Genomic DNA, 24,954 nt, shown 5'->3' with positions numbered 1-24,954 from the left:
GGAATGTCCGACGCCCCGCCCTTGCTCGAAGCGAGAGGCATCACGAAAGCCTATCCGGGGACCGTGGCTCTCGACGACGTGAACTTCGCCGTTCGCGCCGGCGAGATCCACGCCCTGATGGGCGAAAACGGCGCGGGCAAGTCGACGCTGATCAAGATCCTGACGGGGGCCGTGCGACGGGATTTCGGCGCGATCCTGATCGACGGCCGGCCTGCCGAGCCGGACTCCACGCCGCGCGCGCAGCAGGCCGGGATCTGGGCGGTTCACCAGGAGGTGATGGTTCTTCCGAACCTGAGCGTCGCCGAAAATGTGATGCTCGGCTGCCAGCCGCGGCGGTTCGGCCTCGTGGACCGGCGCAAAACTCGCAGGCTGGCGAACCAGGCGCTGGCGGAACTTGGCCTTTCGCTCGACATGGACCGCGAGCTCGGTTCGTTTCCGGTGGCCATTCGCCAACTCGTGGCGATTGCCCGTGCGGTCCGGGCGAATGCGCGGGTGCTGGTGCTCGACGAGCCCACCGCCAGTCTCGATGCGCCCGAGGTCGAGAGACTCTTCGACGTGGTGCGCGCACTCGCCTCGCGCGGGACCGGCATCGTCTTCATTACCCATTTCCTCGACCAGGTTTACGCGCTCAGCGATCGCATCACCGTCCTTCGCAACGGAAAGGCTGTGGGCAGTTCGAGGACGCAAGAGCTCCCGCAAGTCGACCTGATCCACATGATGATCGGGAAGGGACTTGAGCAGGCGATCGAGAGGGAGCGGCCTGCCAATGCCAAAAAGGGGAACGTGGCTGCGAGCTTCGTCGGGCTCGGTAAGACCGGCTTGGTCGAGCCCTTCGACATTACTCTCCATGCGGGCGAGGCGGTTGGCGCTGCCGGTCTCCTCGGTTCGGGCCGCACCGAAACCGCCATGCTGATGTTCGGAGCTGAGCGGGCGGACACGGGTTCCGTGGAGATCGATGGCAAGCCGCGTCGGTTGCGCTCGCCCCGCGATGCGATCCGCGCGGGGTTGGCCTTTAGCCCTGAGGACCGGAAGGCCGACGGGATTTTCGGCGACCTGTCGATCCGCGACAATATCGCGATCGTCCTTCAGTCGAAGCGCGGCTGGGCGCGCAAATTGTCCCGCCGCAAGCAGCAGCGCCTGGCCGACGAATATATCGCGCGGCTAAACGTCAAGACGCCCGATGCGGACAAGCCGATCGGGCAATTGTCGGGCGGCAACCAGCAGAAGGCCTTGCTGGCGCGCTGGCTTGCCTCCGACCCGAAGGTCCTGATCCTCGATGAACCGACCCGCGGGATCGACGTCGGGGCGCACGCCGATATCGTGAAGGCCATCGAAGAGCTGCGGGACTCCGGCCTCGCGCTTTACGTGATCTCCTCCGAGCTCGAGGAACTGGTCGCGTACAGCGAGCGGGTCAGCGTGATGCGCGACCGCCGCCAGGTTGCCCTGCTCGAGCGCGACGAGCTTTCCGTCGACCGGATCGTCGCTGCGATTGCTGCTTCGTCCGGTGATCGATGATCAAGGCGCGCTCCCTGCCGGGCTGGGCGCCGCCCGTTGCTGCAATGCTCGTCGTGTTGCTCATCAACACCGTCCTCTTTCCCTCCTTTTTCCAACTTCGGCTTGTCGACGGGCGCCTCACCGGAAGCCTGGTGGACGTACTGATCCGCGGAGCGCCGGTCGCGTTGCTGGCGCTCGGCATGGCAGGCGTGATTGCGACGCGCGGGATCGACCTGTCGGTCGGCGCAGTCATGGCGATCGCCGGCGCGGTGGCTGCCAATGCCCTGGCCGGAGGCGCGTCCTGGACTAGCGCCATCGTCTATGCGCTCGCAGCCGGGCTCGCGTGCGGTCTGTGGAATGGCATGCTCGTCGGCTTCCTGAAGCTGCAGCCGATCGTTGCGACGTTGGTGCTCATGGTCGCGGGTCGCGGCATTGCCCAGCTCATCACCGGCGGACAGATCACGACCTTCGACGACGCGCCGTTTGCGGCATTGGCTGGAGGTACGCTCCTCACGATCCCGGCGCCGATCTTGATTGTCGCGACAATTGCCGTTCTGCTGACGTTGCTGGTTCGCTCCACGGCGCTCGGGCTCATGGTGGAAGCGATCGGCGTGAACCCGCGCGCGGCCGAACTGGTCGGCATCAACACGCGCTCGATCGTCGTCGCCGTCTATGCGCTGTCCGGAGTCACGGCGGCCCTCGCAGGCATCATCGCGACCGCCGATATTAAAGGCGCCGATGCCAACAACGCCGGGCTCTGGCTGGAGCCGGATGCGATTCTCGTGGTCGTGCTCGGCGGAGGATCCCTCCTCGGCGGGCGTTTATCCTACGGTCTCACCATCGTCGGCGCGATTACCCTGCAGGCGATCAAGACCGGTATCCTGCTTGCCGGCTTCCCGCCGCAGATGGGCCTGATCCTGATGGCGGTCATGGTCTCGATCCTGCTAGTCGTTCAGGCTCCCGCGCTTCAGCAATGGCTGCAGCATCGAGCGCTGCGGAGGGCCGCGTCATGACCGGCCAGAACCGCACGATCATGGTGACCCTGGCCGTCCTGGTGGCCTTGTTCGCCTTCAGCGCCTTTCAATTCCCGTTCATCCTGTCGACGCGGGTGATCGGCAACCTGCTCACCGACAACGCCTTCCTCGGGATGCTGGCCATCGGAATGACGGTGGTCATCATCTCTGGGGGATCGACCTTTCGGTCGGTTCGGTGCTGGCATTCAGCGCCGTGCTGCTCAGCGTACTGATCACGAAAGGGGGCGTGGATCCGGCCCTCGCATTCGTCATCGTTCTTGGTGCCGGAACGGCGTTCGGCGCACTGCAGGGTGTGGCGGTGCACGTGCTGCGCGCTCCGGCCTTCATCGTGACTCTAGCGGGCATGTTCCTGGCACGCGGCGCCTGCTTCCTGCTGACGGAGGATTCGATACCGATCAGCTCGCCGACCTATCAAAGACTGACCGACGTCGGCCTGCCACTAGGCGGAGGTGCGCGTCTCTCGTTCAGTGCCATCATCCTGCTGGCTGCAGTGCTGTTTACCGCGGTGCTCCTGCGCCGCACGCGGTTCGGAGCGAACGTCTATGCGCTTGGCGGAGACCGCCGGGCGGCGGAGTTGATGGGCGTTCCGGCGGGATCAACCACGGCGAGCATTTACGCTTATTCGGGGTTCATGGCGGCCGCGGGTGGCATCCTCTATTCGCTTTATACGCAGTCGGGATATCCGCTCGCCGGCGTCGGGCTCGAGCTCGACGCGATCGCCGCGACGATCATCGGCGGCACATTGCTGGCTGGCGGTTACGGCAGCGTCTGGGGAACCGCGCTCGGCGTTCTGATCCTGGGGCTGATCCAGCTCTACATCACGCTGCAGGGCACGCTTTCCAGCTGGGTCGCGAAGATCGCCACCGGAGCGCTGCTTCTGTTTTTCATCGCAGCCCAGAAGTTCTTTTCCCATGTGTCTTTCGCGCCTGGCCAATTTGCGCGCCGAAACGTTGCGTCAAAGCGTGGCCTGACACTTTCATCGGAACAATCTCAATGACTCATGACACTTCCTCGCCTGGCCGGCATCTTCGCTCGCGCGCCTGGTTCGACGATCCGGCGAATGCCGACATGACGGCGCTCTACCTTGAGCGGTACATGAACTTCGGCCTCGCTCTGGATGAGCTTCAATCGGGCAAGCCGATCATCGGCATTGCCCAGACGGGAAGCGACCTCAGCCCCTGCAATCGACACCATCTGGTGCTTGCCGAGAGAATCCGAGCCGGGATCATCGAAGCTGGCGGCATACCGTTCGAGTTTCCCGTCCATCCCATTCAAGAAACCGGCAAGCGGCCGACCGCGGGGCTCGACCGCAACCTCGCGTACATCGGCTTAGTCGAGGTGCTTTTCGGCTATCCGCTCGACGGAGTTGTGCTCACCACCGGCTGTGACAAGACGACGCCCGCCTGCCTCATGGCTGCAGCAACCGTGAACATCCCCGCGATTTCACTGTCAGTCGGCCCGATGTTGAACGGCTGGCACAAGGGCGAGCGCACCGGTTCAGGGACGATCGTGTGGAAAGCCCGAGAGCTGCTCGCGGCCGGTGAGATCGATTACCAGGGCTTCATCAAGCTTGTCGCGTCCTCGGCGCCATCGACAGGGTTCTGCAATACGATGGGAACCGCGACGACGATGAACTCGCTTGCCGAAGCACTGGGAATGTCGCTCCCGGGGTCGGCAGCCATTCCGGCGCCTTATCGCGATCGCCAGGAGTCGGCCTACCGAACCGGCCTCCAAATCGTGGAAATGGTAGAGGCAGACCGCAAACCGTCGGATATCCTTACGCGCGATGCGTTTCTGAACGCCATCCGGGTCAATTCCGCCATCGGCGGCTCAACCAATGCGCCGATCCATCTCATCGGTCTCGCTCGTCACGTCGGCGTCGAACTATCAATCGACGACTGGCAGGAGTTCGGCCGTGACATTCCCCTGCTCGTGAACCTGCAGCCCGCCGGCGAGTATCTCGGAGAAGACTATTATCGGGCAGGCGGGGTGCCAGCGATCGTGTCCCAGCTGATGACCCACGGCCTTATCCAGGAAAATGCCCTGACCGTGAACGGCCGGACCATCGGCGACAATTGCCGGGGCGCGGAGATCGAGGATGAGCGCGTCATCCGTCCGTTCGACCGGCCGATCAAGGCCGCGGCGGGTTTCTCCGTGCTCCGAGGTAACTTGTTCGAGAGCGCGGTGATGAAGCTCAGCGTCATCTCTGACGAGTTTCGCGAGCGCTATCTCAGCAATCCGGACGACCCGAATGCATTCGAAGGCCCCGTCGTCGTCTTCGATGGCCCCGAAGACTATCACAGTCGGATCGACGACCCCGCGAACGGCATCGACGACAGCACGATCCTCATCATGCGCGGAGCGGGGCCGATCGGCTATCCCGGCGCGGCCGAAGTGGTGAACATGCGCCCGCCTGCGGAGCTCATCAAAGCGGGGGTTCACGCGCTTCCGTGCATGGGTGACGGCCGTCAGTCGGGAACGTCTGGGTCGCCATCGATCCTCAACGCGTCACCGGAAGCAGCGGTCGGCGGCGGCCTCGCGCTTCTTCGGAGTGGAGACCGCGTTCGGATCGACCTCAACCGTGGCGAAGCGAACATCCTCATCGACGAGGCTGAGCTCGAGGGACGGCGCCGGGAGTTGGAGGCCCAAGGCGGCTACCCTTATCCGCGGAGCCAGACGCCCTGGCAGGAGATGCAACGCGCGACCGTCGGCCAATTGTCGGACGGTGCGGTGCTCGAGCCTGCTGTGAAGTACCAGAGGATCGCTCAGATCTTCGGCGTGCCGAGGCACAACCACTAAGCTACTTGGGTAGGGCGATCGCTTTCTCGATCCTGAGAGACGCGCTTTGCGATGGCACGCCGGTTCCCGGTTGTCCGGATCCGACGCTGACCGTGTAGTTCCCGGCGAGGACGACGTGCCGACCTTCCGGCGTCACGCTGCTGAGATCGCGCGTGGAGAGATTAAAGGTCAGGGCTCGCACCTCGCCCGGCTTGAGCGACAGTCGCTGAAACCCGCGCAATGCGAGCCTCGGAGTGCCGGGCGCATCGGGAAAATCGAGGTAAAGCTGAGCGACCTCGTTGCCCTCCCGAGGGCCGGTGTTGCGAACCTCCACTGATACGCGAGCACCTCCGTCGGTGGTCCTCACTACCGCTGGAGACGAGTAAGCGAAGCTGGTGAAGCTCAAGCCATATCCGAACGGATAAACCGGCGTCCCGGCGAAGTAGCGGTAGGTCCTTCCTGCCATCGCGTAATCGTCGAAGGGCGGAAGGTCGTTCACATTCTTGTAGAACGTCAACGGAAGTCGCCCGCCTGCATCGACGCGGCCCGAAAGGACGTTCGCGACTGCAAGGCCTCCCGATTGGCCCGGGTACCAGGCTTCGAGGATCGCGTTGGCGTTCTGCTTTTCCCAATCGAGGTTGATCGGGCTCCCGTTCATCGCGACGACGACCAGAGGTTTTCCTGTTGCCTTGGCCTGTTCGAGCAGCTTGCGCTGGTCCGTGGGCAGGTCGAGCGTCGTCTTGTCGCCACCCTTGAAGCCGGGCCGCTCTACGGAGGATTCCTCGCCCTCAAGGTCCGATGTCAGCCCGACGATTGCAATGATGACGTCGGCGTTTGCCGCTGCCGCCCTGAGGTCGGCTTCCGGCTGCTCCGAAACATATTTCCATGTCAGACCCACGCCGGTCTCACCGTGAGCATCCGCCACGATTTGGATCGGATAGCGACGACCTTTCTCGACGCGAACGGTCTTCAGCTTCGGAAGGCTGCCCCAGGGCGCATCGACGAACTCGACGAGCGGCTGGCCGTCGAACGTGAACCTGCCGTTCCGCCAGCCGGACAGGCCGAGCCGATATGAGCCGGACTCCGGCGGCACGAAGAATCCGGTCCACACCACGCGGTAGTCGTCATCGACGGCTGCCATATCCGCGTCGCCGTTGTTCAGTCCGGACACGATTGCCGTGGCGGCGGGCTTTGCGGAAACTGCCATCGGCTTTCCGTCTCTCCCGAGCGCGCCTGGGAGAGCATTGTAGAAGCGGGCGAGCAATCCGCGCTTACCCTCGGGCGTCTCCAGAACCGACGCGGGTACAGGATCGCCGTCGGTCATCGACTCTCCCGCCGGGGCGTAGACGACCTGCGTGTGGGGCAATGCCCGGCGCAGGCCGTCGAGGACAGAGATCGGGGCGCCGATGCCGGAGACGAATAATTTCCGCGCAGCACACGCGTGGCGTCGCCGAGCGGTCCGATCACCGCAATGCGGGCACCCGGCTTCAGAGGAAGGATGCCGTCATTCTTCAGCAGCACCAGGCTCTCTTCGGCTGCCTTGAGCGCGAGGGCCTGGTGCTCGGCCGTCCCGATCGCGGAGGCGGGGACGGGCCCATCTTGGCGAACACCCGCAAGATCGCCGGTGCGATACCTAGCCGCAAACAGCCGGATCAGCGCACGGTCTATGTCAGCTTCGGTGATGAGATGCCGATCGAGCGCCTCGCGATAGCGCTGCCACAGCGGCGGCGGCGTTGGGCCCAGCGTTGCCGTGTGGCATTCATTGTCGACGCCGGCGCGGACCGCCGCCGCGACACCTGCAGCGATATCCGGCGCGTAACGATGATTGTCGCTGATATCCTGGACGGCATCGCAGTCGGACACGACGTAGCCGTCGAACTTCCAGGCGCCCCGCAGATGATCCTTGAGCAATTCGTCGCTTGCGCAGGCCGGCTGTCCGTCCACGCGGTTGTAGGCGCACATCACCGACTGGGCTCGGGCTTCCACCAGAGCCGCCCGGAACGCCGGAAGATAGGTGTCCTCAAGATCGTGCTGCGACACGAAGACGTTCGCCTTGTGCCGCGTAGTTTCAGGGCCGCTGTGGACGGCGAAATGCTTTGGCGTCGCGATCACATTGGGAAGATCGGGATTCGGTCCCTGCATCCCCTCCACGAACGCAACCCCGATACGCGCGGTCAGGAACGGGTCTTCGCCATAGGTTTCCTGTCCGCGGCCCCAGCGCGGATCGCGGAAGATGTTGATGTTGGGCGACCACGTATCGAGGCCGGTCCCAATCCTGCCGAGCTCGCCGGTCTGGCGTCCGAGCGTGTGAAGCGCGCGGACCTCGGTGCCGATCGCTCCGGCGACCTCCTTCACCAGCGGCGCGTTGAAGCTAGCGGCGAGACCGATCGGCTCGGGTAGTTGGTGGTCGGAACGCTTCCGATCGCGCCGTGCAGAGATTCGGTCCACCAGTTGTAGGCAGGGACTTTGAGCCGGGGGATCGCCGGAGCGACATTGACCATCTGCCCTAGCTTCTCCTCCAGCGTCATCTTGCCGACGAGATCGGAGGCTAGCGCGTTAGCGCGTTCGCGCGCATCCGGAGTGCTTTGGACCGCGGCCTGAGCCTGCAAAGCCGAAGGGAGGAGAGTGCCTGCTAACAGGCACAGGCGAGCGAGGTGGACGAACGTCCGGCCCTTGGTCATCGGCCGGCCTACTGCGCGGGTTTCAGCATGCCGTGCATGCCCATCCATTTGACGAAAGCGTCGAACCAGCCGGTGCTCGTCGTCTCCTTGGGATACATGCCAAAGCCGTGGCCGCCCTGTTCGTAGAGGTGGAACTCCGCGGGCCGCTTGGCCGCCGTCCAGCTTTCGATCAGACCCATGCCCTTGCCGGCAAACAGCGGATCGTCCGCCGCGAGGGCAACGAAAATGGGTGGCGCGTCAGCAGGAACCTTCACTGCCGCCAGCGGACCGTAAATCGTCCCGATGAAGGCCGGTTTGGCATCCTCGCCGGCAAGGGCTGTCACCAACGTCAGCATGGCGCCTGCGGAAAAGCCGACCATTCCGATGCGATCAGGATTGACGTGCCATTCGCCCGCCCTTTTGCGGATGAGCGCGAACGCGGCCCGGGAATCGGCGATTTGCGGCGCGAGTTGCGGGACTGCGCTTTCCATCGTCATCGGCGGGCGAGGGGCCGAGGCGACGCCCGCGAACATGTCGGCCATGGATTTCTCAAATGCCGGCATGCCCTCCGGCGTCGGAACGAGGCGATACTTCAGCACGAATGCCGCAACGCCCCGATCCGCGAGTGCGCGGGCCACGTCCCAGCCTTCATTTTCCATCGAAAGCGTCCGGAAACCGCCGCCTGGCGCAACTACAACCGCAGTCCCGTTCGCCTTTGCCGGATCAGGCAGAAACGGTGTCAGCGTGGCTACGGTGACGTTGCGAGCGAACAGCTTCTCATACTGGCGGTGCCAGCTCTCCGGCGCGGCGTTATCGGGCAAATTTCCGGTTCCAAGCACGATTGCATTCGGCTGATCCGGAACCGCGACCGGGACCATCTTGTCGTTCTGCGCATGGGCGGGCGTAGCGATGGAGCATGCCAGTCCGACCATCATTCCGAACGCAGTCGACCGCGTCAGACCGTTCAGCCTCGCCAATATGTTCATACGCACTCGACCTCCCCTAACGCGCCTCACGCGGGGCTTAGCCGACAATCAATTGTCCTACAAATGAAGCGCGCGCAAAAAAAAGGCCGGGAGATCATCCCGGCCCTCGTAGGTGTTTGCGAGCTTACTCGGCCGCCGGCGCTTCGTCGTCGGCGTTTGGCTTGGCAGCCGCCTTCTTGCCCTTCGCAGGCTTCGGCTTTGCGGCCTTCGGCGGTGCCGGGACGATTTCGAACGAGGGCGCATTCTCCTTGATGCGGACCTTGACCTCGCCGCCGTTGACCAACTTGCCGAACAGTAGCTCTTCGGCGAGCGGCTGCTTGATCTTTTCCTGCACCAGGCGAGCCATCGGACGAGCGCCGTAAAGCTTGTCGTAGCCGCGACTGGTGAGCCATTCGCGTGCCTCGTCGTCCAGCTCGATGTGGACGCCGCGGTCGGCGAGCTGAAGCTCCAGCTGCAGGATGAACTTGTCGACGACCCGGCTGACGACGGCCGGCGGCAAGTAGGCGAACGGAACGATCGCATCCAGGCGGTTGCGGAATTCCGGCGTGAACATCTTCTTGACCGCGTCCTCCTGCGCATCCTCGCGGGTGGCAGCGCCGAAGCCGATGCTCTCGCGGGCCATGTCCGCCGCGCCGGCATTGGTGGTCATGGTCAGGATGACGTTCCTGAAATCGACCGTCTTGCCGTGGTGGTCGGTCAGCTTCCCGTTATCCATCACCTGCAATAGGATGTTGAACAGGTCCGGGTGCGCCTTCTCGATTTCGTCGAGCAGAAGCACGCTGTGCGGATGCTGGTCGACAGCGTCGGTCAGAAGACCGCCCTGATCGTAACCGACGTAACCCGGAGGCGCACCGATCAGGCGGCTGACCGAGTGCCGCTCCATATATTCCGACATGTCGAAGCGCTGGAGCGGGATGCCCATGATCGACGCCAGCTGGCGCGCAACCTCGGTCTTGCCCACACCGGTCGGGCCCGAGAACAGATAGTTGCCGATCGGCTTGTCCGGCTCGCGAAGACCGGCGCGCGACAGCTTGATCGCCGACGCAAGCTTCTCGATCGCCATATCCTGACCGAAGACGACGCGCTTCAGGTCGGCCTCGAGGTTCTCGAGCACGCGCTTGTCGTCGGTCGAAACCGATTTCGGAGGAATGCGCGCCATGGTCGCGACCACGGCCTCGATCTCTTTCGGCGTGATGACTTTCTTGCGGCGGCTCGGCGGTACCAGCATCTGCATCGCGCCGACTTCGTCGATCACGTCGATTGCCTTGTCCGGAAGCTTGCGGTCGTGGATGTACCGCGCCGACAGCTCAACCGCCGACTTGATCGCATCCGGAGTGTACCGGACGTGGTGGTGTCCCTCGAACGAAGAGCGCAGGCCGGCGATGATCTTGATCGTGTCCTCGACCGTCGGCTCGTTTACGTCGATCTTCTGGAAGCGCCGGAGCAGGGCCCGGTCCTTCTCGAAGTGGTTGCGAAACTCCTTGTAGGTCGTCGATCCGATGCAACGGATCGCTCCCGACGAAAGTGCCGGCTTCAGCAGGTTCGACGCGTCCATCGCGCCGCCTGAGGTCGCGCCCGCACCGATGACGGTGTGGATTTCGTCGATGAACAGGATCGCGTCAGGGAGCTTCTCCAGCTCCGAGACCACCGACTTCAGCCGCTCTTCGAAGTCACCGCGATACCGGGTGCCCGCCAGCAGCGCACCCATGTCGAGCGCGTAGATGGTCGCGGGCTTCAGGACCTCGGGAACGTCGCCCTCGATGATCTTGCGCGCAAGGCCCTCGGCGATGGCGGTCTTACCAACGCCCGGATCGCCGACGTAAAGGGGGTTGTTCTTCGACCGGCGGCAGAGGATCTGCACGGTGCGATCCACCTCGGCACTGCGGCCGATAAGGGGATCGACCTTGCCGGCGCGAGCCTTCTCGTTGAGGTCGACGGTAAACTGCTTAAGGGCCGACTCCTTTTTGCCTTCCTTCTCGGTGCTCTTTTCCTCTGTGGCGCTGGTCTCACGAACCTCCTGGGGCGTATCGCCCTTGCCAACACCGTGGCTGATGTAAGTCACGGCATCCAGGCGGCTCATGTCCTGCTGCTGGAGGAAATAGACCGCATAGCTCTCGCGCTCGGAGAACAATGCCACGAGCACGTTCGCGCCCGTGACTTCATCACGGCCCGAGGACTGGACGTGAAGGATCGCACGTTGGACCACGCGCTGGAACCCGCTCGTCGGCGTCGGGTCGGTGCCGGTGTCGGCGACTAGGGCCCCAAGCTCGTTGTCGAGGTAATGCTTCACCGAAGCGCGAAGCTCGTCCCGGCTGACGCCGCAGGCGGTCATCACCTTCGAGGCATGCTCATCGTCGATCAGGGCGATGAGCAGATGTTCTAAGGTCGCGTACTCGTGCCGGCGGCGGCTGGCCTCGGCGAGCGCGTTATGCAGGGTTTGTTCGAGTTCGCGAGCGAAACTGGGCATTTAGGTGTTACTCCTGCCCGGGTCCCCGGAAATTGGCCCGGGCTCACTTACCAAATGTCATACGCGCTTGGCGCTCAATCAAGGGGCGATGAGCCGCTTATCCCCAGAATATCGCTCAGAAAGCTTGGTTGAGCCTGAATGCGGCAGCTCGGAACCTACTTTTTGAACAGTTCCTCGGCGGCCGAACGGTGCGCCTGGGCACGGTTCATGTGTGCTTCGACCCGGGCGATTTCGGTCTTCAAGGCTTCGATCCGCGCCAGCAGCTCCTCGATCGAAATGGGGTCGAGGTCCTGCTTGGCAAGCTCGACCAAGGGATCGCCCGGCTTGCTCGGGAAAAGATCGTCAAGATCCATGCCGGGAATCGTTGACCCTTGCGGCCGCCCTGTCAATAAGCGCGAGCCAGTGACCAGCCCAGTTCCAGCCACAATGAAGGCGATTGTCGCGCCCCAGCCCGACGGAGCCGAAGAGCTCACCGTTGTCGAGCGACCCGTCCCAGGGTCGGACCCGGCGAAGTCCTCATTCAGGTCGCCGCGGCCGGGGTCAATCGTCCCGATATCCTGCAACGCCGCGGGCTCTATCCGCCGCCTCCGGGCGCGCCCGACATCCTCGGATTGGAAGTTGCGGGAACAGTGGTCGAGGCCGGGGAGGGCGCCGGCGAGCTCCTCGGCAAGAAGGTCTGTGCCTTGGTCGCGGGCGGCGGGTATGCCGAATATTGCGTCGCCCCTGCAGGTACCTGTTTCGTCGTGCCGGAAGTCTTGACGCTGGCCGAGGCTGCGGCCATGCCTGAGACGCTCTTCACCGTCTGGGTAAACCTGTTCGAACGCGGCTATGCTGCGGAAGGAGACGCGGTTCTGGTGCATGGCGGAACCAGCGGCATCGGCACGATGGCAATCGCTCTCGGCAAGCTGTTCAACCTCAAGGTCATCGTGACCTGCGGCACCGATGAGAAATGCGCGCGGGCGCTAGAGCTCGGAGCGGCAGCCGCGGTCAATTACCGGACTCAGGATTTCGTAGCCGAAGTGAAGAGGGTTACGGACGGTGAAGGCGTGTCGGTCGTCCTCGACATGGTCGGCGGAGACTACGTTCCCCGCAACCTTGCGAGCCTGTCGGACGATGGCCGCCACGTTTCGATCGCCTTCCAGCAGGGTGCGAAATCCGAAGTGCTAATCCCGGAGATCATGCGACGGCGCTTGACCTTGACCGGCTCGACGCTTCGGCCGCGCTCGGTCGAATTCAAGACGATGGTGGCCGACGAGATTGCGCGAACCGTCTGGCCTTACGTGGAGGGCGGCCGGTTGAAGCCCGTCATCGACAGCAGCGTCCCCTCGACCGCGCGGCCGAGGCACACGCCCGGATGGAAGCAGGCGAGCATGTCGGCAAGATCGTGTTGACCGTTCGCTAGAAAGCCGCACAACATTCGATCGATGCCTGCGCCGATTTGTATCCTCATTTGATGCTGAACCGCCTGCGCGCACCGCCGCGACCAGCCGCCGCCGTGCCGGATTCGCCCTTGGGTGCCCGATCGGTATTTACCGTCGGCCAGCGCTGGGCACTTTTCGCCGCCTTTACGTTGCTCGTAGCTCTCCGCCTGCCGGATGCTTGGACGCATGGCCGCTTTCAGGACGAGGAGGCGACGGTCTTCCTCGCTTATGCGTGGCATCATCCGTGGCTCGACGCGCTATTTCGGCCCTTTGCCGGCTACTGGAACCTTGGCGCCAATGCGTCGACCGTGCTGGTCGCCGAATTGGTGAAGGGCGGAGTGGTTTCGCTCGAGCGCGCCCCGTACATCACCATGACGATCGGGCTGGCGTTCCAGGTCTTGCCCGGCGTCCTGATCCTCACCGGAAAGGCACAGTGGCTGGCCAATCGGCTGGCGGTCGTCGTCGCACTGCTGATGATCGCGATCATGCCGGCGACGTCGGAGGTGTCCTTCAACGTCCTTCACATTCAGTTCCACCTGGCGCTCTGCACGGGGATCATCCTCGCGCTGGACGTTCCCGACAGCCGGCTGGCGAGAGCGAGTTATCAACTGCTTCTGTTTCTGGCGCCGCTTTGCGGGCCGGGCGCCATCGTGCTGTTGCCCTTCTTCGCATTGCGGGCGTTCCTGGATCGTGACACCGGGCGAGCCTGGCAATTCGGGGTATTGGCCGTTGGCGCCGCGCTCCAACTGCTGATCTTCTACGGGCCGAGCCCGGTTCGCGGGCATCCGCTCAATCCGGCCTTGATTCCGGCGGTCATGCTCGTCCGCATGATCGCCTTGCCCGCCGTTGGCATCCAGCTTGGCAATCGTGTCGCGATGACCATCGTCGATTCACTGCTTGAAGGTGGTGTCCTCGTGTGGCTGGCATCTGCGGCTACGGTCGCTCTCTTCGCGGCGTTGGTCTGGAAAGCCGCGCAGCGGCGTGACGCGGCAGTCTGGCTGGTCCTGTCTGGACTCTCCATCTCGGCAGTCACCTTCGGGGTCGGAATGGCCACTCTGAACCCACTCAGCGCATTCAACATCCAGGGAGGAGAGCGTTACAATTTCCTGCCCTTGTGCTTGTCGGCCTCGCGCTGCTGGTGCTGGCTATGCGGACGGAGTTCCGCCGATCGATCTTCGCTGCACTCTGCCTTCTCATGCTGATCACCGGCGCCTATCACTACCAGCTCCCGCTAGAGGATTTTGCCCATGGCCATCCTGGCCGGACGAGGTGCGCGCCTGGCGCGCGGATCACAACCACCCGCTGGCCGTGTGGCCGAGACCTTGGGTTGCAGACCTTTCGGACGAGGCGCAGGAATGCCTGCCGCCGGGCCCAGACCCAGCACACTCGACCCAACCTCGCTATTGCGAGAGCGGCTGGCTAGCAGGCTTCTACCGGATGTAAGGCAGGCTGAACGGAGCGATGAACATGGGCAGACGATCCTGCACGAATACGCGCCGTCGGGAAATTGCTACAAAGTCCGGCTGACTGCCGCTCATCTTGGAATCCCGCTGGAGCGGCGCGACTATGACATCATGAGAGGCGAGACGCGAACGCCTGAATTTCTGGCAAACGTAAATGCCAACGGCCGGATCCCTGTGCTCCAGGACGGCGACCGGTTCATTCCCGAGAGCAATGCCGCCTGCTTCTACCTCGCCGACGGAAGCGCCTTGATCCCGGCGGACCGGTTCGACCGGGCCGACATGCTGAGGTGGATGTTCTGGGAGCAGTACAATCACGAGCCGAATATCGCGACGCTCCGCTTCTGGCTTCGCTATGTCGGCCTCGATGCCCTGTCGGGACTTCAGCGCGACCAGATTGGAGTGAAGCGCAAGGCGGGTAACGAAGCCTTGAAGCTACTGGACGACCACCTTGCCGGCCGGGAGTGGCTGGTCGGCGATGCGCTAAGCCTCGCGGATATCTGCCTGTTTGCCTACACGCATGTCGCCGACGAGGCCGATTTCGACCTTGAGCTCTACCCGAATGTGATCGCCTGGATGGAGCGGATCATGGTGCTTCCGAAGCATATTGCGATGAGCGACTGAGACCTTGCCCCAACGCCGTGGCAAGCGTACATCGCCGCCAACGCTGGCCGCTCCGCAAGGGGCGGCCCTATTCATTTTTGGACGACCGGAGAGAACCGTTGGCCCAGCCCCTGATGCCCCATGCGACCGCCTCCTGGCTGGTTGAAAATACGTCGCTCACCTTCGAGCAGATCGCCGAATTCTGCGGGCTGCATATCCTCGAAGTGCAGGCCATCGCCGATGACACGGCCGCGACCAAGCTGACCGGCCGCGACCCGATCCGCGCCGGCGAGCTGACCCACGAGGAGATCGAGAAGGGCCAGGAGGACCCGAACTACGTGCTGCAGATGCACAAGGCCCCGGACCCCGTCCGCCGAACCAAGGGCCCGCGCTACACTCCGGTGTCGAAGCGCCAGGACAAGCCTGATGGGATCGCCTGGATCATCAAGAACCATCCGGAGGTCAGCGACGGCCAGATCAGCAAGCTGATCGGCACAACGCGCACGACCATCGCGGCCATCCGCGAGCGCTCGCATTGGAACATGGCGAACATCACTCCGAAGGACCCCGTCACGCTTGGACTGACCAGCCAGCGTGAGCTCGATGCCTCGATCGCCAAGGCTCAGAAGGCCGCCGGTGCCGCCGCTCCGACCGACGAGCGCTTTGAGAGCGACCGCGACGCCCTGATCGAGCAACTGCGCCACGAGCGCGAACTGCACGCCCGCGAAGCCGAGGCTGCTCTCGCGGCTGCCGAGGCAGGGGACGAAGCGCCGTCGGACGAGATCGTCCCGGGCATCCGCGATCCGTTCAAGCGCTCAGACGGTTGATTCGGCACTCTAGGAGGGTCATTCCTCTGTGATGGACGCACCGGAACCGCAGAACGAATTGAGCTTCGAGGCAGCGCTTGCACGGCTCGAGGAAATCGTGCGCCTGCTGGAGCGCGGTGAGGCGCCGCTCGACCAGTCCATCGAGCTCTACCAGGAAGGGGATCGTCTCCGCCGCCATTGCGAGGCTCGCCTGAAGGCTGCGCAGGAGCGGATCGAGCAGATCGCGTTCGGGGTTGACGGCCGTCCGTCCGGAGTCACGCCGTTCGATGCCGGTTGAGACCGTCGATCGGTCGCGGCTGGAGCTAGACGCCGAAGCCGATCGGGTCCGCGGCGAGATCGACGACCTGTTCGCTCGACTTCTGGTTTCCCGCGGTGATGGACGGGACGTTCTCTTCGAAGCGATGCGGCATGCAGCGATCGGTGGCGGCAAGCGGCTTCGCCCTCTTCTGACGGTCGCGACGGCAAAGCTGTTCGGGATCGATCGCGAGCGGGCCCTGAGAGCCGGAGCCGCTATCGAGGCGATCCACGTCTATTCGCTGATTCACGACGACCTTCCGTGCATGGACGATGACGACCTGCGCCGAGGCAAGCCGACGGTGCACAAGGCATTCGGCGAAGCAGCCGCAGTCCTTGCGGGAGACAGTCTTCACGCTTTGGCGTTCGAAATCCTTGCCGAGCCCGACACCCACGAGGACCCCTTCGTGCGGGCGGACCTGATCCTGGAGCTGGCCAAGGCGGCCGGCCGTGGGGATGGCGGGCGGCCAGATGATGGACCTGGCGGCGGAAGGGCAGACGCTCGACCTGCCGGCAATCACGCGCCTCCAGCAGCTGAAAACGGGTGCCCTGATCGAATATTCGGTCGAAGCGCCCTGCATCATGGCGCGCCTGCCTGCGGATGCGCGGACGCCTTATCGCGGTTATGCGCGTAACATTGGCCTAGCCTTCCAGATCGCCGACGATTTGATCGATCACGGGGGCGACGAGGGTGCGGCCGGCAAGCGAACGGGCAAGGACGCGGAGGCGGGGAAGGCGACGTTCGTCTCGGTCCTTGGGCCGGAGCGGGCGGAGCAGCAGGCAAGGCTCCTCGTCAGCCAGGCCATCGAGCACCTCGACGCGCACGGCGCCGAGGCCGACCTTCTCCGAACGCTCGCGCGCTTTTCGATCGAGCGAAAGCACTAAGGGGGCAGCATGGGGAACGCATTGGCGTCTATCCGGGCACGTTCGATCCGATCACGCTCGGCCATATCGACATCATCCGGCGAGGCGTTCACCTGGTCGACCAACTGGTCATCGGCGTCACGACCAATCCGTCAAAGGAGCCGATGTTCTCGCTTTCCGAGCGCCTGGCCATGGTGAAGCGCGAGATTGCGGGACTGGCGAACGGCAAGATCCAGGTTGTGGAGTTCAACTCGCTCTTGATGGACTTCGCGGAATCGCAGAACGCGTCGATGATCATCCGCGGTCTCAGGGCCGTCGCCGACTTCGAATATGAATTCCAGATGGCGGGCATGAACCAGCAGCTGAATGACGACATCGAGACCGTCTTCCTGATGGCCGACGTGTCGCTGCAGCCGATCGCCTCACGTCTGGTTAAGGAAATTGCCCGCTATGGCGGGTCCATCGACAAGTTCGTCACGCCGGCGGTCGCCGCGGACGTCAAAAGGCACCTCGAAGGAGAAGCGGGCGCATGATTGGGAGGGTATTGTTTTCGTTGTCGGCACTTGCGTTGGTTGCCGCCAAGCCTGCGGCGGTCGAAGCGCCGGCGCGGCCCATGCTCACGATCATCGCCCCGGCCGAGGTCGCCAACGATCCCACCAACCGCCTGACCATCGAGCTCAGCAATGGCGGCCGCGTGGTCATCCAGCTCCGTCCTGATGCCGCTCCGGCCCATGTCGAGCGAATGAAGACCCTGGTCCGCCAGGGATTTTACGACGGGCTTGCGTTCCACCGCGTCGTGCCGGGCTTCATGGCGCAAGGCGGCGATCCCAAGGGGACGGGCGAGGGCGGCTCTCCACTTCCCGACCTCAAGGCCGAGTTCAACACGTTGCCGTTCATGCGGGCATGCTTGGCGCAGCCCGGTCCGAAAATGTGGACAGCGCGAACAGCCAGTTCTTCATCATGCTCGCGCCCAATGCGACGCTCAATGACAAGTACACCGTGTACGGCCGCGTCATCTCCGGGATGGACGCCGTGGACCGTATCGCTCCGGGCGAACCGCCTGAGAGCCCGACCAAGATCGTGCACATGAGCCTGGGCGGCTAACAGGCGCGAATGCGCGTCGACCTCTTCGATTTCGACCTTCCGGCAGAGCTGATCGCGCTGAGACCCGCCAAGCCGCGGGATTCGGCGCGACTGCTGCTGGTCGAGGGCACGGAGATTTCGGACAGGACGGTGCTCGACCTGCCGAACCTCCTCCGGCCCGGCGACACGCTCGTCTTCAACGATACGCGCGTGATCCCGGCTCAGCTGGAAGGCCGCCGCGGGGACGCGAAGATTGGAGCGACGCTCCACAAGCGTGAAGGACCGCGCGACTGGTGGGCCTTCGTCCGCAATGCCAAGCGCCTGCGGACAGACGACACCGTTGAGTTCGGCGGAGGGGTTACGGCCGCTGTTGTCGATCGCGGCGATGACGGGGCGATCCTGCTGCACTTCGAGGGAGATGAGCCGGTCGAGATCCTCCTCGAACGTGCCGGCCGGATGCCGTTGCCGCCCTACATCGCGTCGAAGCGGCCGGCAGATGACTCCGATCGCAGCGACTACCAGACAATGTTTGCCCGCGAGGATGGCGCCGTTGCAGCTCCGACCGCCGCCCTGCACTTTACGCCGCGCCTGATCGAGGAGTTGGGCGAGGCCGGCATCGCCGCGAGACGCTGACGCTACACGTGGGCGCAGGCACTTTTCTGCCAGTGAAGGCGGAGGACACCAGCGGGCACAAGATGCACGCCGAATGGGGCCGGATCGACGCGGAAACCGCAAAGAGGCTCAACGAGGTCCGATCTTCGGGCGGTCGGCTCATTGCCGTCGGAACCACGTCCCTCCGCCTGCTCGAAAGCGCGGCCGACGACGACGGCATCATTCACCCATTCGCAGGTGACACCGCGATCTTCATTACGCCTGGCTATCGATTCAAGGTGATCGACGGGCTCGTCACCAACTTTCACTTGCCGAAATCGACACTCTTCATGCTTGTCAGCGCGCTGATGGGACTGGACGTCATGAAGTCCGCCTACGGCCACGCGATCTCGCAGAACTACCGCTTCTACTCCTACGGCGATGCGAGCCTGCTGCTGCCATCCCGCTGAAGTCTGCTCGCCTCGAGATGGTGCAATTCACCCATGGTTGGTGCTTTCACGGCGAATAGCCGCCGCTCGGGAGGAAGGAATGGTGCTTTTCCGCGGATGGCACGGTCTTTGAATACTTACTTTCGACCAAGCGGCACGAAACAATCGAGCTGCAAAAAAGGGAGAAAGCAAATGTTCAATCACTCGAACCTGAAGCGCAGCCTCGTCGCCATTTCCGCTGCAATCGCCATGAGCACCGTGGCGGTCGGCGCGGCCGTTGGGCCAGCACAGGCTTCAAGCGCTCCGACCCACGTTGCAGCCAATGCGTGACACCGAGAGTGCGGATCTATCCGCGCATCTGCAGAGCCTGATCGCGATGCGGCGAGAGGCGGTCCAAATGCCGGCTCCATCCGAGCCGGAAAAGATCCCTGCCAAGCTCTACGGGATCATGGCGGTCACGACCGTGCTGACCTTCGCCACGCTGGTGACGGGCTACCAGCTGCTGTTTCCCCCGCAGCAGCTCTTCGCCTGATCGCTCACGCAAAGAGAATGCCTCCGGCGAGCGCGGACCCAAGCACGACCGCAGGGACGTTGAGTTTCGAGCGCCACAGGTAAAGTGCCGCGAGGCCCGCCGCGTAGATCGAGAAGCCCCAGACGGTCGATGGTGTCGATTGGCTCACGTGCCACGCGAGCTGGACAGCCGTCACCGCAATCAGGCCAACAACGGCAGCCGCAACGCCTTCCAGGAATCTGTGCAGCCGCTCGTCCTCGATCACGCGCTCGAGCTGGTCGAAGAAGAGCATCGCAAAAGCGAACGCGGGCAGGAAGATCCCTGCCGTCATTGCGAGCGCGCCGGCAAGGCCGCCGGCGATGTATCCGACGAAGGTCGCGAAGATGATCAGAGGCGCGGGAATGATCCCGGACAGCGCCAGGCTGTCGAGGAATTGGCCCTCGCTCATCCAGCCGCGTCCGACCGCATCGTCGCGCACGAACGGAATGGCAGTGTAGGCGCCGCCGAAAGTGAGGAGCCCGGCTTTCAGCCCTGAGAGGAACAGGACCGCAGGACCAACGCTGCCGGATGCCGCGTGCGGTATGATCTTCGAGCTGCCAAGGACGCCCTCCGACTGACCGCCTAGCCATATCGCTAGAGCGACGGCAATCGCGAGGATCAGCGCAGCCCGACCATAATGCTTCCCAGCCAACGCAGCGTAGGCCAGGCCAGCCGCTGAAAGTGTAATCCAGAACGTCACATCGAATGCTGCGCCGATCGCCGCGACGGCCGCGATTGCCCACAACCACGGACTGCCAAGAGTGTGGTCGGCGATCCTGTGAACGGCGCGAACGATCAATGCGATTACGCCGATCTGGACGCCGACAAACAGAGCGGCAATTTCGGGCTGCTTGAGGTCGAGCCGCTGGTACAACCAGACCATCGCCAGAACGAGAAGAAGTCCGGGCAGCATGAAGCCCAGCCCGGCAAGCAACCCGCCCAGCCTCTTGCCCTTCATCATCCCGAAATGAACGCAAAGCTCGTGCGCCTCAGGACCAGGAAGGACCTGATAGATTGCGAGCAGCCGATTGAAGCGCGAGGGCTCCACCCAACGCTCCTCTTCGACCAGCTCGCGCTTGATCATCGCGATCTGCGCGACCGGCCCACCCCAGGCGAGCAGGCCGAACCGCAGGAAGCGGGCGAAGATGGCGCCTGCCGAAGGCTCGCTGGACGGCACTTCGCTTGGCTAGTTCAGCTGGTGCCGCCTTTCCAGCCTCCGAGCTATGGGTGCCATCGGGCGTACTTAGTTTAAGGTTAATATTCTAGGGATAGTCACCGGAGCCATTCGCTGGGGGACGAGTTGGCTTCCGAGACAAGTCTTGAAAGTTCGGATCAACGCCGAAGCGCGTTTGGCTTCCTCCGGCTGCTATTTGCGGCGCTGGTTATCGTCTCTCATGCCCCAGAGATTCTCGATGGCGATCGAACCCGCGAGCCTCTCACCCAGATATTCGGAACGGTTTCGCTGGGCGAGCTATCGGTGGACGCCTTCTTCATAATCAGCGGCTATTTGATTGCGGGAAGCTATCTCCAGTCGCCCAATGCCTTGGTATATCTGCGTAAGCGCGTTGCCCGGATCTATCCCGCATTCATTGTTGCCAGTCTCGTGACACTTCTTGTCGTCGCGCCGCTAGCCGGCGTGGGTATCGACTGGATCGCCCGTCATTTTGAGTACGAAAGCCTCAGGATCGGGCTGCTCCAGCCACCGGACATTCCAAACGCCTTTTCCGATCAACCGCTCCCCTACACGAACGCTCCAATGTGGACGATTGCGTATGAGTTTCGGTGCTACCTCTTGTTGCTGGGTCTCGGCCTTTTGGGACTTCTGCGTCATCCCAGGATCTTGGTAGTGCTTGCCGGCGTGTGTTTCCTGGCACTGGGAATCCTGCCGACCGCCTTCTTCGAGACCTTAGACCGGCAAGTCCCGCTTTCGATTTTCTGGTTTGGGCTGTCCCAGGAAGCGCTCCGTTTCACTGCGATTTTCGTCATGGGCATCGTCTTCTATGTCGAGCGAGAGCGCATCAGGTTCTCGCCTCGCGCGGTGGTGCTCGCAGGATTGCTGCTCGTTGGTTGCTTGTTTTCTGCAAAGCTGGCCGAACCGGCCATAGCCGTCTTTGGTGCTTATCTCATTTTCGCGGCGGCATCCTGGGCATCAACACGCAGGATCGGTAAGCTCAATACCGGAACCGATGTCTCCTACGGCGTCTATCTCTACGCCTGGCCGGTCGCACAATTGCTGACTCGATACGTGCCTGGGTTGCCGATCGCGGTGCATGTGCTGATCACCGTCACCATCGCCCTGTGTTGCGGTTGGGTTAGCTGGAAACTCATCGAGCGACCGGTGCTGAAGGCACTGAATCGTAAGCTCGAGAAGAGAACGCTAGCAAGAACCGAAATGGCTCCTGCGTTGCAATTGTCAGCCTAGATTAACGCTTCAAGGGCACATGTCGAGGACGGCCCACTAGTCCACTACCGTTCCCACGCAATTCGGCGTAGGCGCTGCATCATGCAACATTCGAGAATCCACTCCGCGCTTGCGGAGGCATTGGCTGCGCGCGGCTATGACACACTGACCTCCGTCCAGGCCGCGGTCATCGAGGAAGGGGCGCACGGGCGCGACCTGATCGTTTCCGCCAAGACCGGTTCCGGCAAGACCGTGGCGTTCGGCCTCGCAATCGCGGACCAGTTGCTGGAAGGCGACAAGGCGCCGTGGAGCCGCGAACCTCTCGGTCTGGTCATCGCGCCGACCCGCGAGCTCGCGATCCAGGTCAGCAAGGAACTGCAGTGGCTCTACGCTCCGGCGGGTGCCCGTGTCGTCACCTGCGTTGGGGGATGGACCCAATGAAGGAGCGCCGGGCGCTGCAGGGCGGCGCGCATATTGTCGTAGGGACGCCCGGACGCCTCCGCGACCACCTCGAGCGAGGCGCGCTCGACTTGTCCGCCTTGCGGGCCGTCGTTCTCGACGAAGCGGACGAGATGCTCGACATGGGATTCCGCGAGGAGCTGGAGGAAATTCTCGACGCCACGCCGGTCGAACGCCGGACCTTGCTGTTCTCAGCCACCATGCCGCGCCCGATCGTCGCGATGGCCCGCCGGTATCAGAAGGACGCACTGCGGATCGAGACCATCGGCGAGAGTGAGGCTCATGCCGATATCGCCTATCAGGCCGTCGCCGTTTCCCCTACCGACATCGAGCACGCAGTCGTCAACCTGCTTCGACTGCACGAGGCCGAAACGGCGATTCTGTTCTGCGCCACCCGCGAAGCCGTCCGCCGACTTCATGCGAGCCTGACCGAGCGCGGCTTTCACGCCGTCGCCTTGTCCGGCGAGCATAGCCAGAACGAGCGTAACAATGCGCTCCAGAGCCTCCGCGACAGGAAGGCGCGAGTCTGCGTCGCGACTGACGTCGCCGCTCGCGGCATCGATTTGCCATCGGTTTCGCTGGTGATTCACGTCGAGCTTCCCCGCGACGCCGAGGCGCTTCAGCACCGGTCGGGCCGAACCGGCCGAGCCGGGCGCAAAGGCATTGCCGTGCTGATGGTCCCTTTCCGCCGCCGCCGCGCGGTAGACGCAATGCTGAAGCGGGCGCGCATTGACGCCGAATGGATCGAACCCCCACGGCCGACGAAATCCGCGCGAAGGATCGCGCCCGCTTGCTCGAAACGCTGTCCGCGCCCGTCGAGCTCGATGAGGAGGATCAGCAACTCGCGGCGCAGATCATGGAACGCCTGGCCCCGGACATGATCGCTGGCGCGCTCGTCCGGGCTCTACGGACCGACCTGCCGGCTCCCGAGGACATTCTCGCGTCGGGAGGGCGTGACGAGCGCGAGCCGGGGCCGCGGCCAGGGTTCGAGGGATCGACGTGGTTCACGATCAACGCCGGCCGCCGCCACAATGCCGACCCGCGCTGGCTGCTGCCGGTCATCTGCCGCTACGGTCACATAGGCCGCAACGATATCGGTGCGATCAGGGTGGCGGCGAACGAGAGCTATTTCGAAGTTACACAGCGCGCGACGCCGGGGTTCATCAAGGCGCTGCGGCGGGCAACCATTGCGCCGGAGGATGAGGGACTCGTGATCGAGCAAGCCCCGCCTCGCGCCGTGCCTCCGACGCAAGCGCGGCCCGCAAGACCCCATCAGCGTCCAATGCCGAACAAGGGGCCCAAGGCAAAGAAAGCGCGACGGTAAGATCGGCTTAGCCCGTAGCGCTGCTCTTGTTTGCACCCGGCGAGGCCTCCGCTAAGCGCGCTTCGTGACCCGCTTCTCGTTCACCATCGCCAGGACTGACGGCAAGGCCCGGACCGGCACGATCGCCATGAAGCGGGGCGAGATCCGGACGCCGGCCTTCATGCCGGTCGGGACCGCCGCGACGGTGAAGGCGATGAAGCCGCAGGACGTGCGCTCGTCCGGCGCGGATATCATTCTCGGCAATACCTATCACTTGATGCTGCGGCCCGGCGCGGAACGCGTCGCGCGGCTGGGAGGTCTGCATCGCTTCATGGGGTGGGGGCGGCCGATCCTGACTGACAGCGGCGGCTACCAGGTGATGAGCCTCAGCGAGCTGACAAAGGTGAGCGAAGAGGGAGTCTCGTTCGCGAGCCATCTCGACGGTACTCGCCACATGCTGTCGCCTGAACGGTCGATCGACATCCAGCGATTGCTGGGCTCGGACATCGTCATGGCCTTCGACCAGCTCGTTCCGGCAACGGCGACGCGAGACGAGGCCGCGGCGGCGATGGAGCGCTCGATGCGGTGGGCGAAGCGCTCTCGCGACGAATTCGACCGTGGCGGCGAGCACGCGGCCAGCGCGGCCCTGTTCGGAATCCAACAGGGCGGTCTCGATGAGCAGCTGCGCAAGGCCTCGGCCGACGCGCTGATCGAAGTCGGGTTCGACGGCTATGCGGTTGGCGGACTGGCTGTGGGGGAGGGGCATGAGGCGATGTGCGCGTGCCTGGACTATGCGCCGGGGCAGCTTCCCGAGGACAAGCCGCGCTACCTGATGGGCGTTGGCAAGCCGGATGATATCGTCGAGGCGGTCCGGCGCGGGATCGACATGTTCGACTGCGTGCTGCCGACCCGGTCAGGTCGAACTGGTCAGGCCTTCACCGCCGACGGGCCGCTCAACATTCGCAACGCGAAGTTCGGCGAGGACCGCGAGCCGATTGAGCCCGGCTGTCCGTGCCCAACCTGCACGACGTTCAAGCGCGCCTACGTTCATCATCTCGTGCGGTCGGGGGAAATTCTCGGCGCAATGCTCATGACCGAGCATAATCTGTGGTTCTACCAGCGCCTGATGCAGGGACTTCGCGATGCGATCGCCGATGGCCGGTTCTCGCAGCATGCCGCAAACGTCCTCGCGCGGTATCGGAGGCAGAGCTGATCGAGCTCCTTCAGGAT

At 63.8% G+C, this 24,954-nt stretch carries 22 protein-coding genes and 5 pseudogenes; 20 read left to right on the top strand and 7 right to left on the bottom strand.

Annotated features, from left to right (window positions below; translation table 11 throughout):
- Nucleotides 1–3: 3 nt before the first annotated feature.
- Genes H9L15_RS01490 through H9L15_RS01475 form a run of 5 tightly spaced genes read left to right on the top strand, consistent with a single transcriptional unit; the run spans nucleotide 4 to nucleotide 5,327 of the window.
- On the top strand, nucleotides 4–1,515 hold the full coding sequence (locus H9L15_RS01490; protein WP_187714928.1) for a sugar ABC transporter ATP-binding protein: 1,512 nt from the start codon (nucleotides 4–6) through the stop codon (nucleotides 1,513–1,515).
- Nucleotides 1,512–2,507 (top strand): ABC transporter permease, encoded by a 996-nt coding sequence (locus H9L15_RS01485; protein ID WP_187714927.1) that lies wholly within the window; start codon nucleotides 1,512–1,514, stop codon nucleotides 2,505–2,507. Before H9L15_RS01490 ends, H9L15_RS01485 begins: the two co-directional genes overlap by 4 nt.
- Nucleotides 2,504–2,740 (top strand): hypothetical protein, encoded by a 237-nt coding sequence (locus H9L15_RS16665; protein WP_223276408.1) that lies wholly within the window; start codon nucleotides 2,504–2,506, stop codon nucleotides 2,738–2,740. The genes H9L15_RS01485 and H9L15_RS16665 overlap by 4 nt, the downstream gene beginning before the upstream one ends.
- Nucleotides 2,704–3,525: an ABC transporter permease subunit gene (locus H9L15_RS01480; RefSeq protein WP_262984872.1), complete on the top strand. Its 822-nt coding sequence runs from the start codon at nucleotides 2,704–2,706 to the stop codon at nucleotides 3,523–3,525. Before H9L15_RS16665 ends, H9L15_RS01480 begins: the two co-directional genes overlap by 37 nt.
- Complete coding sequence (locus H9L15_RS01475; RefSeq protein ID WP_187714926.1) at nucleotides 3,522–5,327, top strand: IlvD/Edd family dehydratase; 1,806 nt, start codon at nucleotides 3,522–3,524, stop codon at nucleotides 5,325–5,327. Before H9L15_RS01480 ends, H9L15_RS01475 begins: the two co-directional genes overlap by 4 nt.
- A 1-nt stretch (nucleotide 5,328) precedes the next feature.
- Here H9L15_RS01475 and H9L15_RS16660 read toward each other — a convergent pair whose 3' ends face one another.
- From H9L15_RS16660 to H9L15_RS01455, 6 genes are all read right to left on the bottom strand, one after another.
- Nucleotides 5,329–6,672, bottom strand: coding sequence for a glycoside hydrolase family 3 C-terminal domain-containing protein (locus tag H9L15_RS16660; RefSeq protein ID WP_262984871.1), 1,344 nt, complete (start codon nucleotides 6,670–6,672; stop codon nucleotides 5,329–5,331).
- Nucleotides 6,627–7,754, bottom strand: coding sequence for a glycoside hydrolase family 3 protein (locus H9L15_RS16655; protein ID WP_262984870.1), 1,128 nt, complete (start codon nucleotides 7,752–7,754; stop codon nucleotides 6,627–6,629). The genes H9L15_RS16660 and H9L15_RS16655 overlap by 46 nt, the downstream gene beginning before the upstream one ends.
- Nucleotides 7,658–7,987, bottom strand: a complete 330-nt coding sequence (locus tag H9L15_RS16650; RefSeq protein ID WP_223276407.1) for a hypothetical protein — start codon at nucleotides 7,985–7,987, stop codon at nucleotides 7,658–7,660. Before H9L15_RS16650 ends, H9L15_RS16655 begins: the two co-directional genes overlap by 97 nt.
- Nucleotides 7,988–7,995: 8 nt before the next feature.
- On the bottom strand, nucleotides 7,996–8,901 hold the full coding sequence (locus tag H9L15_RS01465; protein ID WP_398286871.1) for an alpha/beta hydrolase: 906 nt from the start codon (nucleotides 8,899–8,901) through the stop codon (nucleotides 7,996–7,998).
- Between the two features lie 175 nt (nucleotides 8,902–9,076).
- Nucleotides 9,077–11,419: an ATP-dependent Clp protease ATP-binding subunit ClpA gene (gene clpA, locus H9L15_RS01460; RefSeq protein WP_187714925.1), complete on the bottom strand. Its 2,343-nt coding sequence runs from the start codon at nucleotides 11,417–11,419 to the stop codon at nucleotides 9,077–9,079.
- A 155-nt stretch (nucleotides 11,420–11,574) separates the two neighbouring features.
- A complete protein-coding gene (locus H9L15_RS01455) occupies nucleotides 11,575–11,772 on the bottom strand; it encodes a DUF1192 domain-containing protein (protein WP_187714924.1) in 198 nt (65 codons plus the stop codon).
- 73 nt (nucleotides 11,773–11,845) lie between these two features.
- Here H9L15_RS01455 and H9L15_RS01450 point away from each other — a divergent pair.
- From H9L15_RS01450 to H9L15_RS01400, 12 genes and pseudogenes are all read left to right on the top strand, one after another.
- Nucleotides 11,846–12,821 (top strand): annotated as a pseudogene (locus tag H9L15_RS01450) (NAD(P)H-quinone oxidoreductase).
- A gap of 51 nt (nucleotides 12,822–12,872) precedes the next feature.
- Entirely contained in the window at nucleotides 12,873–14,042 is a 1,170-nt protein-coding gene (locus H9L15_RS01445; RefSeq protein ID WP_187714923.1) for a hypothetical protein, read from the top strand.
- Nucleotides 14,043–14,195: 153 nt separating this feature from the next.
- A complete protein-coding gene (locus tag H9L15_RS01440) occupies nucleotides 14,196–14,924 on the top strand; it encodes a glutathione S-transferase family protein (RefSeq protein WP_187714922.1) in 729 nt (242 codons plus the stop codon).
- A 113-nt stretch (nucleotides 14,925–15,037) separates the two neighbouring features.
- Nucleotides 15,038–15,730 (top strand): DUF1013 domain-containing protein, encoded by a 693-nt coding sequence (locus H9L15_RS01435; protein WP_187715743.1) that lies wholly within the window; start codon nucleotides 15,038–15,040, stop codon nucleotides 15,728–15,730.
- A 31-nt stretch (nucleotides 15,731–15,761) separates the two neighbouring features.
- Nucleotides 15,762–16,007 (top strand): exodeoxyribonuclease VII small subunit, encoded by a 246-nt coding sequence (locus H9L15_RS01430; protein ID WP_187714921.1) that lies wholly within the window; start codon nucleotides 15,762–15,764, stop codon nucleotides 16,005–16,007.
- A pseudogene (locus H9L15_RS01425) lies at nucleotides 15,997–16,909 on the top strand (polyprenyl synthetase family protein). Before H9L15_RS01430 ends, H9L15_RS01425 begins: the two are co-directional and overlap by 11 nt.
- 20 nt (nucleotides 16,910–16,929) lie before the next feature.
- The gene (gene coaD / locus H9L15_RS01420; protein WP_187715742.1) at nucleotides 16,930–17,421 is read left to right on the top strand and encodes a pantetheine-phosphate adenylyltransferase; all 492 of its coding nucleotides are present in this window, start codon (nucleotides 16,930–16,932) and stop codon (nucleotides 17,419–17,421) included.
- A pseudogene (locus H9L15_RS20055) lies at nucleotides 17,418–17,708 on the top strand (peptidylprolyl isomerase); the annotation flags it as partial. The gene coaD and the pseudogene H9L15_RS20055, both read left to right, overlap by 4 nt.
- Before the next feature lie 83 nt (nucleotides 17,709–17,791).
- Nucleotides 17,792–17,992 carry a peptidylprolyl isomerase gene (locus H9L15_RS20050; RefSeq protein ID WP_398286485.1) on the top strand — a complete coding sequence of 67 codons (201 nt, stop codon included), beginning with the start codon at nucleotides 17,792–17,794 and terminating at the stop codon, nucleotides 17,990–17,992.
- A gap of 9 nt (nucleotides 17,993–18,001) precedes the next feature.
- A pseudogene (queA, locus tag H9L15_RS01410) lies at nucleotides 18,002–19,032 on the top strand (tRNA preQ1(34) S-adenosylmethionine ribosyltransferase-isomerase QueA).
- A gap of 171 nt (nucleotides 19,033–19,203) precedes the next feature.
- Complete coding sequence (locus H9L15_RS01405; protein WP_187714920.1) at nucleotides 19,204–19,341, top strand: hypothetical protein; 138 nt, start codon at nucleotides 19,204–19,206, stop codon at nucleotides 19,339–19,341.
- Complete coding sequence (locus H9L15_RS01400; protein ID WP_187714919.1) at nucleotides 19,334–19,543, top strand: hypothetical protein; 210 nt, start codon at nucleotides 19,334–19,336, stop codon at nucleotides 19,541–19,543. The genes H9L15_RS01405 and H9L15_RS01400 overlap by 8 nt, the downstream gene beginning before the upstream one ends.
- Nucleotides 19,544–19,547: 4 nt before the next feature.
- On the opposite strand, the gene chrA is transcribed toward H9L15_RS01400, so the two are convergent.
- Nucleotides 19,548–20,738 carry a chromate efflux transporter gene (gene chrA / locus H9L15_RS01395; RefSeq protein ID WP_187714918.1) on the bottom strand — a complete coding sequence of 397 codons (1,191 nt, stop codon included), beginning with the start codon at nucleotides 20,736–20,738 and terminating at the stop codon, nucleotides 19,548–19,550.
- Nucleotides 20,739–20,861: 123 nt separating this feature from the next.
- Between chrA and H9L15_RS01390 the strand changes: the two genes are divergently transcribed.
- The 3 genes and pseudogenes from H9L15_RS01390 (at nucleotide 20,862) to tgt (ending at nucleotide 24,937) form a co-directional block, all read left to right on the top strand.
- Nucleotides 20,862–21,983, top strand: coding sequence for an acyltransferase family protein (locus H9L15_RS01390; protein ID WP_187714917.1), 1,122 nt, complete (start codon nucleotides 20,862–20,864; stop codon nucleotides 21,981–21,983).
- Between the two features lie 81 nt (nucleotides 21,984–22,064).
- Nucleotides 22,065–23,745 (top strand): annotated as a pseudogene (locus tag H9L15_RS01385) (DEAD/DEAH box helicase).
- A 64-nt stretch (nucleotides 23,746–23,809) separates the two neighbouring features.
- A complete protein-coding gene (gene tgt / locus H9L15_RS01380) occupies nucleotides 23,810–24,937 on the top strand; it encodes a tRNA guanosine(34) transglycosylase Tgt (RefSeq protein ID WP_187714916.1) in 1,128 nt (375 codons plus the stop codon).
- Nucleotides 24,938–24,954 lie beyond the last annotated feature (17 nt).

Origin of the sequence: Sphingomonas daechungensis, from assembly GCF_014489495.1 — a bacterium.
Lineage (GTDB): Bacteria > Pseudomonadota > Alphaproteobacteria > Sphingomonadales > Sphingomonadaceae > Sphingomicrobium > Sphingomicrobium daechungense.
This window is presented reverse-complemented; position numbering and strand designations above follow the sequence as displayed.

Coding starts and splice junctions, on each gene's coding strand:
- H9L15_RS01445 (WP_187714923.1), top strand. CDS start 12,873: ATGCTGAACCGCCTGCGCGCACCGCCGCGACCAGCCGCCGCCGTGCCG.
- H9L15_RS20050 (WP_398286485.1), top strand. CDS start 17,792: ATGCTTGGCGCAGCCCGGTCCGAAAATGTGGACAGCGCGAACAGCCAG.
- H9L15_RS16650 (WP_223276407.1), bottom strand. CDS start 7,987: ATGACCAAGGGCCGGACGTTCGTCCACCTCGCTCGCCTGTGCCTGTTA.
- H9L15_RS01485 (WP_187714927.1), top strand. CDS start 1,512: ATGATCAAGGCGCGCTCCCTGCCGGGCTGGGCGCCGCCCGTTGCTGCA.
- H9L15_RS01430 (WP_187714921.1), top strand. CDS start 15,762: ATGGACGCACCGGAACCGCAGAACGAATTGAGCTTCGAGGCAGCGCTT.
- H9L15_RS01475 (WP_187714926.1), top strand. CDS start 3,522: ATGACTCATGACACTTCCTCGCCTGGCCGGCATCTTCGCTCGCGCGCC.
- H9L15_RS01400 (WP_187714919.1), top strand. CDS start 19,334: ATGCGTGACACCGAGAGTGCGGATCTATCCGCGCATCTGCAGAGCCTG.
- H9L15_RS01465 (WP_398286871.1), bottom strand. CDS start 8,901: ATGATGGTCGGACTGGCATGCTCCATCGCTACGCCCGCCCATGCGCAG.
- H9L15_RS16665 (WP_223276408.1), top strand. CDS start 2,504: ATGACCGGCCAGAACCGCACGATCATGGTGACCCTGGCCGTCCTGGTG.
- H9L15_RS01455 (WP_187714924.1), bottom strand. CDS start 11,772: ATGGATCTTGACGATCTTTTCCCGAGCAAGCCGGGCGATCCCTTGGTC.
- H9L15_RS01405 (WP_187714920.1), top strand. CDS start 19,204: ATGTTCAATCACTCGAACCTGAAGCGCAGCCTCGTCGCCATTTCCGCT.
- H9L15_RS01435 (WP_187715743.1), top strand. CDS start 15,038: ATGCCCCATGCGACCGCCTCCTGGCTGGTTGAAAATACGTCGCTCACC.
- clpA (WP_187714925.1), bottom strand. CDS start 11,419: ATGCCCAGTTTCGCTCGCGAACTCGAACAAACCCTGCATAACGCGCTC.
- H9L15_RS01490 (WP_187714928.1), top strand. CDS start 4: ATGTCCGACGCCCCGCCCTTGCTCGAAGCGAGAGGCATCACGAAAGCC.
- H9L15_RS01440 (WP_187714922.1), top strand. CDS start 14,196: ATGCCTGCCGCCGGGCCCAGACCCAGCACACTCGACCCAACCTCGCTA.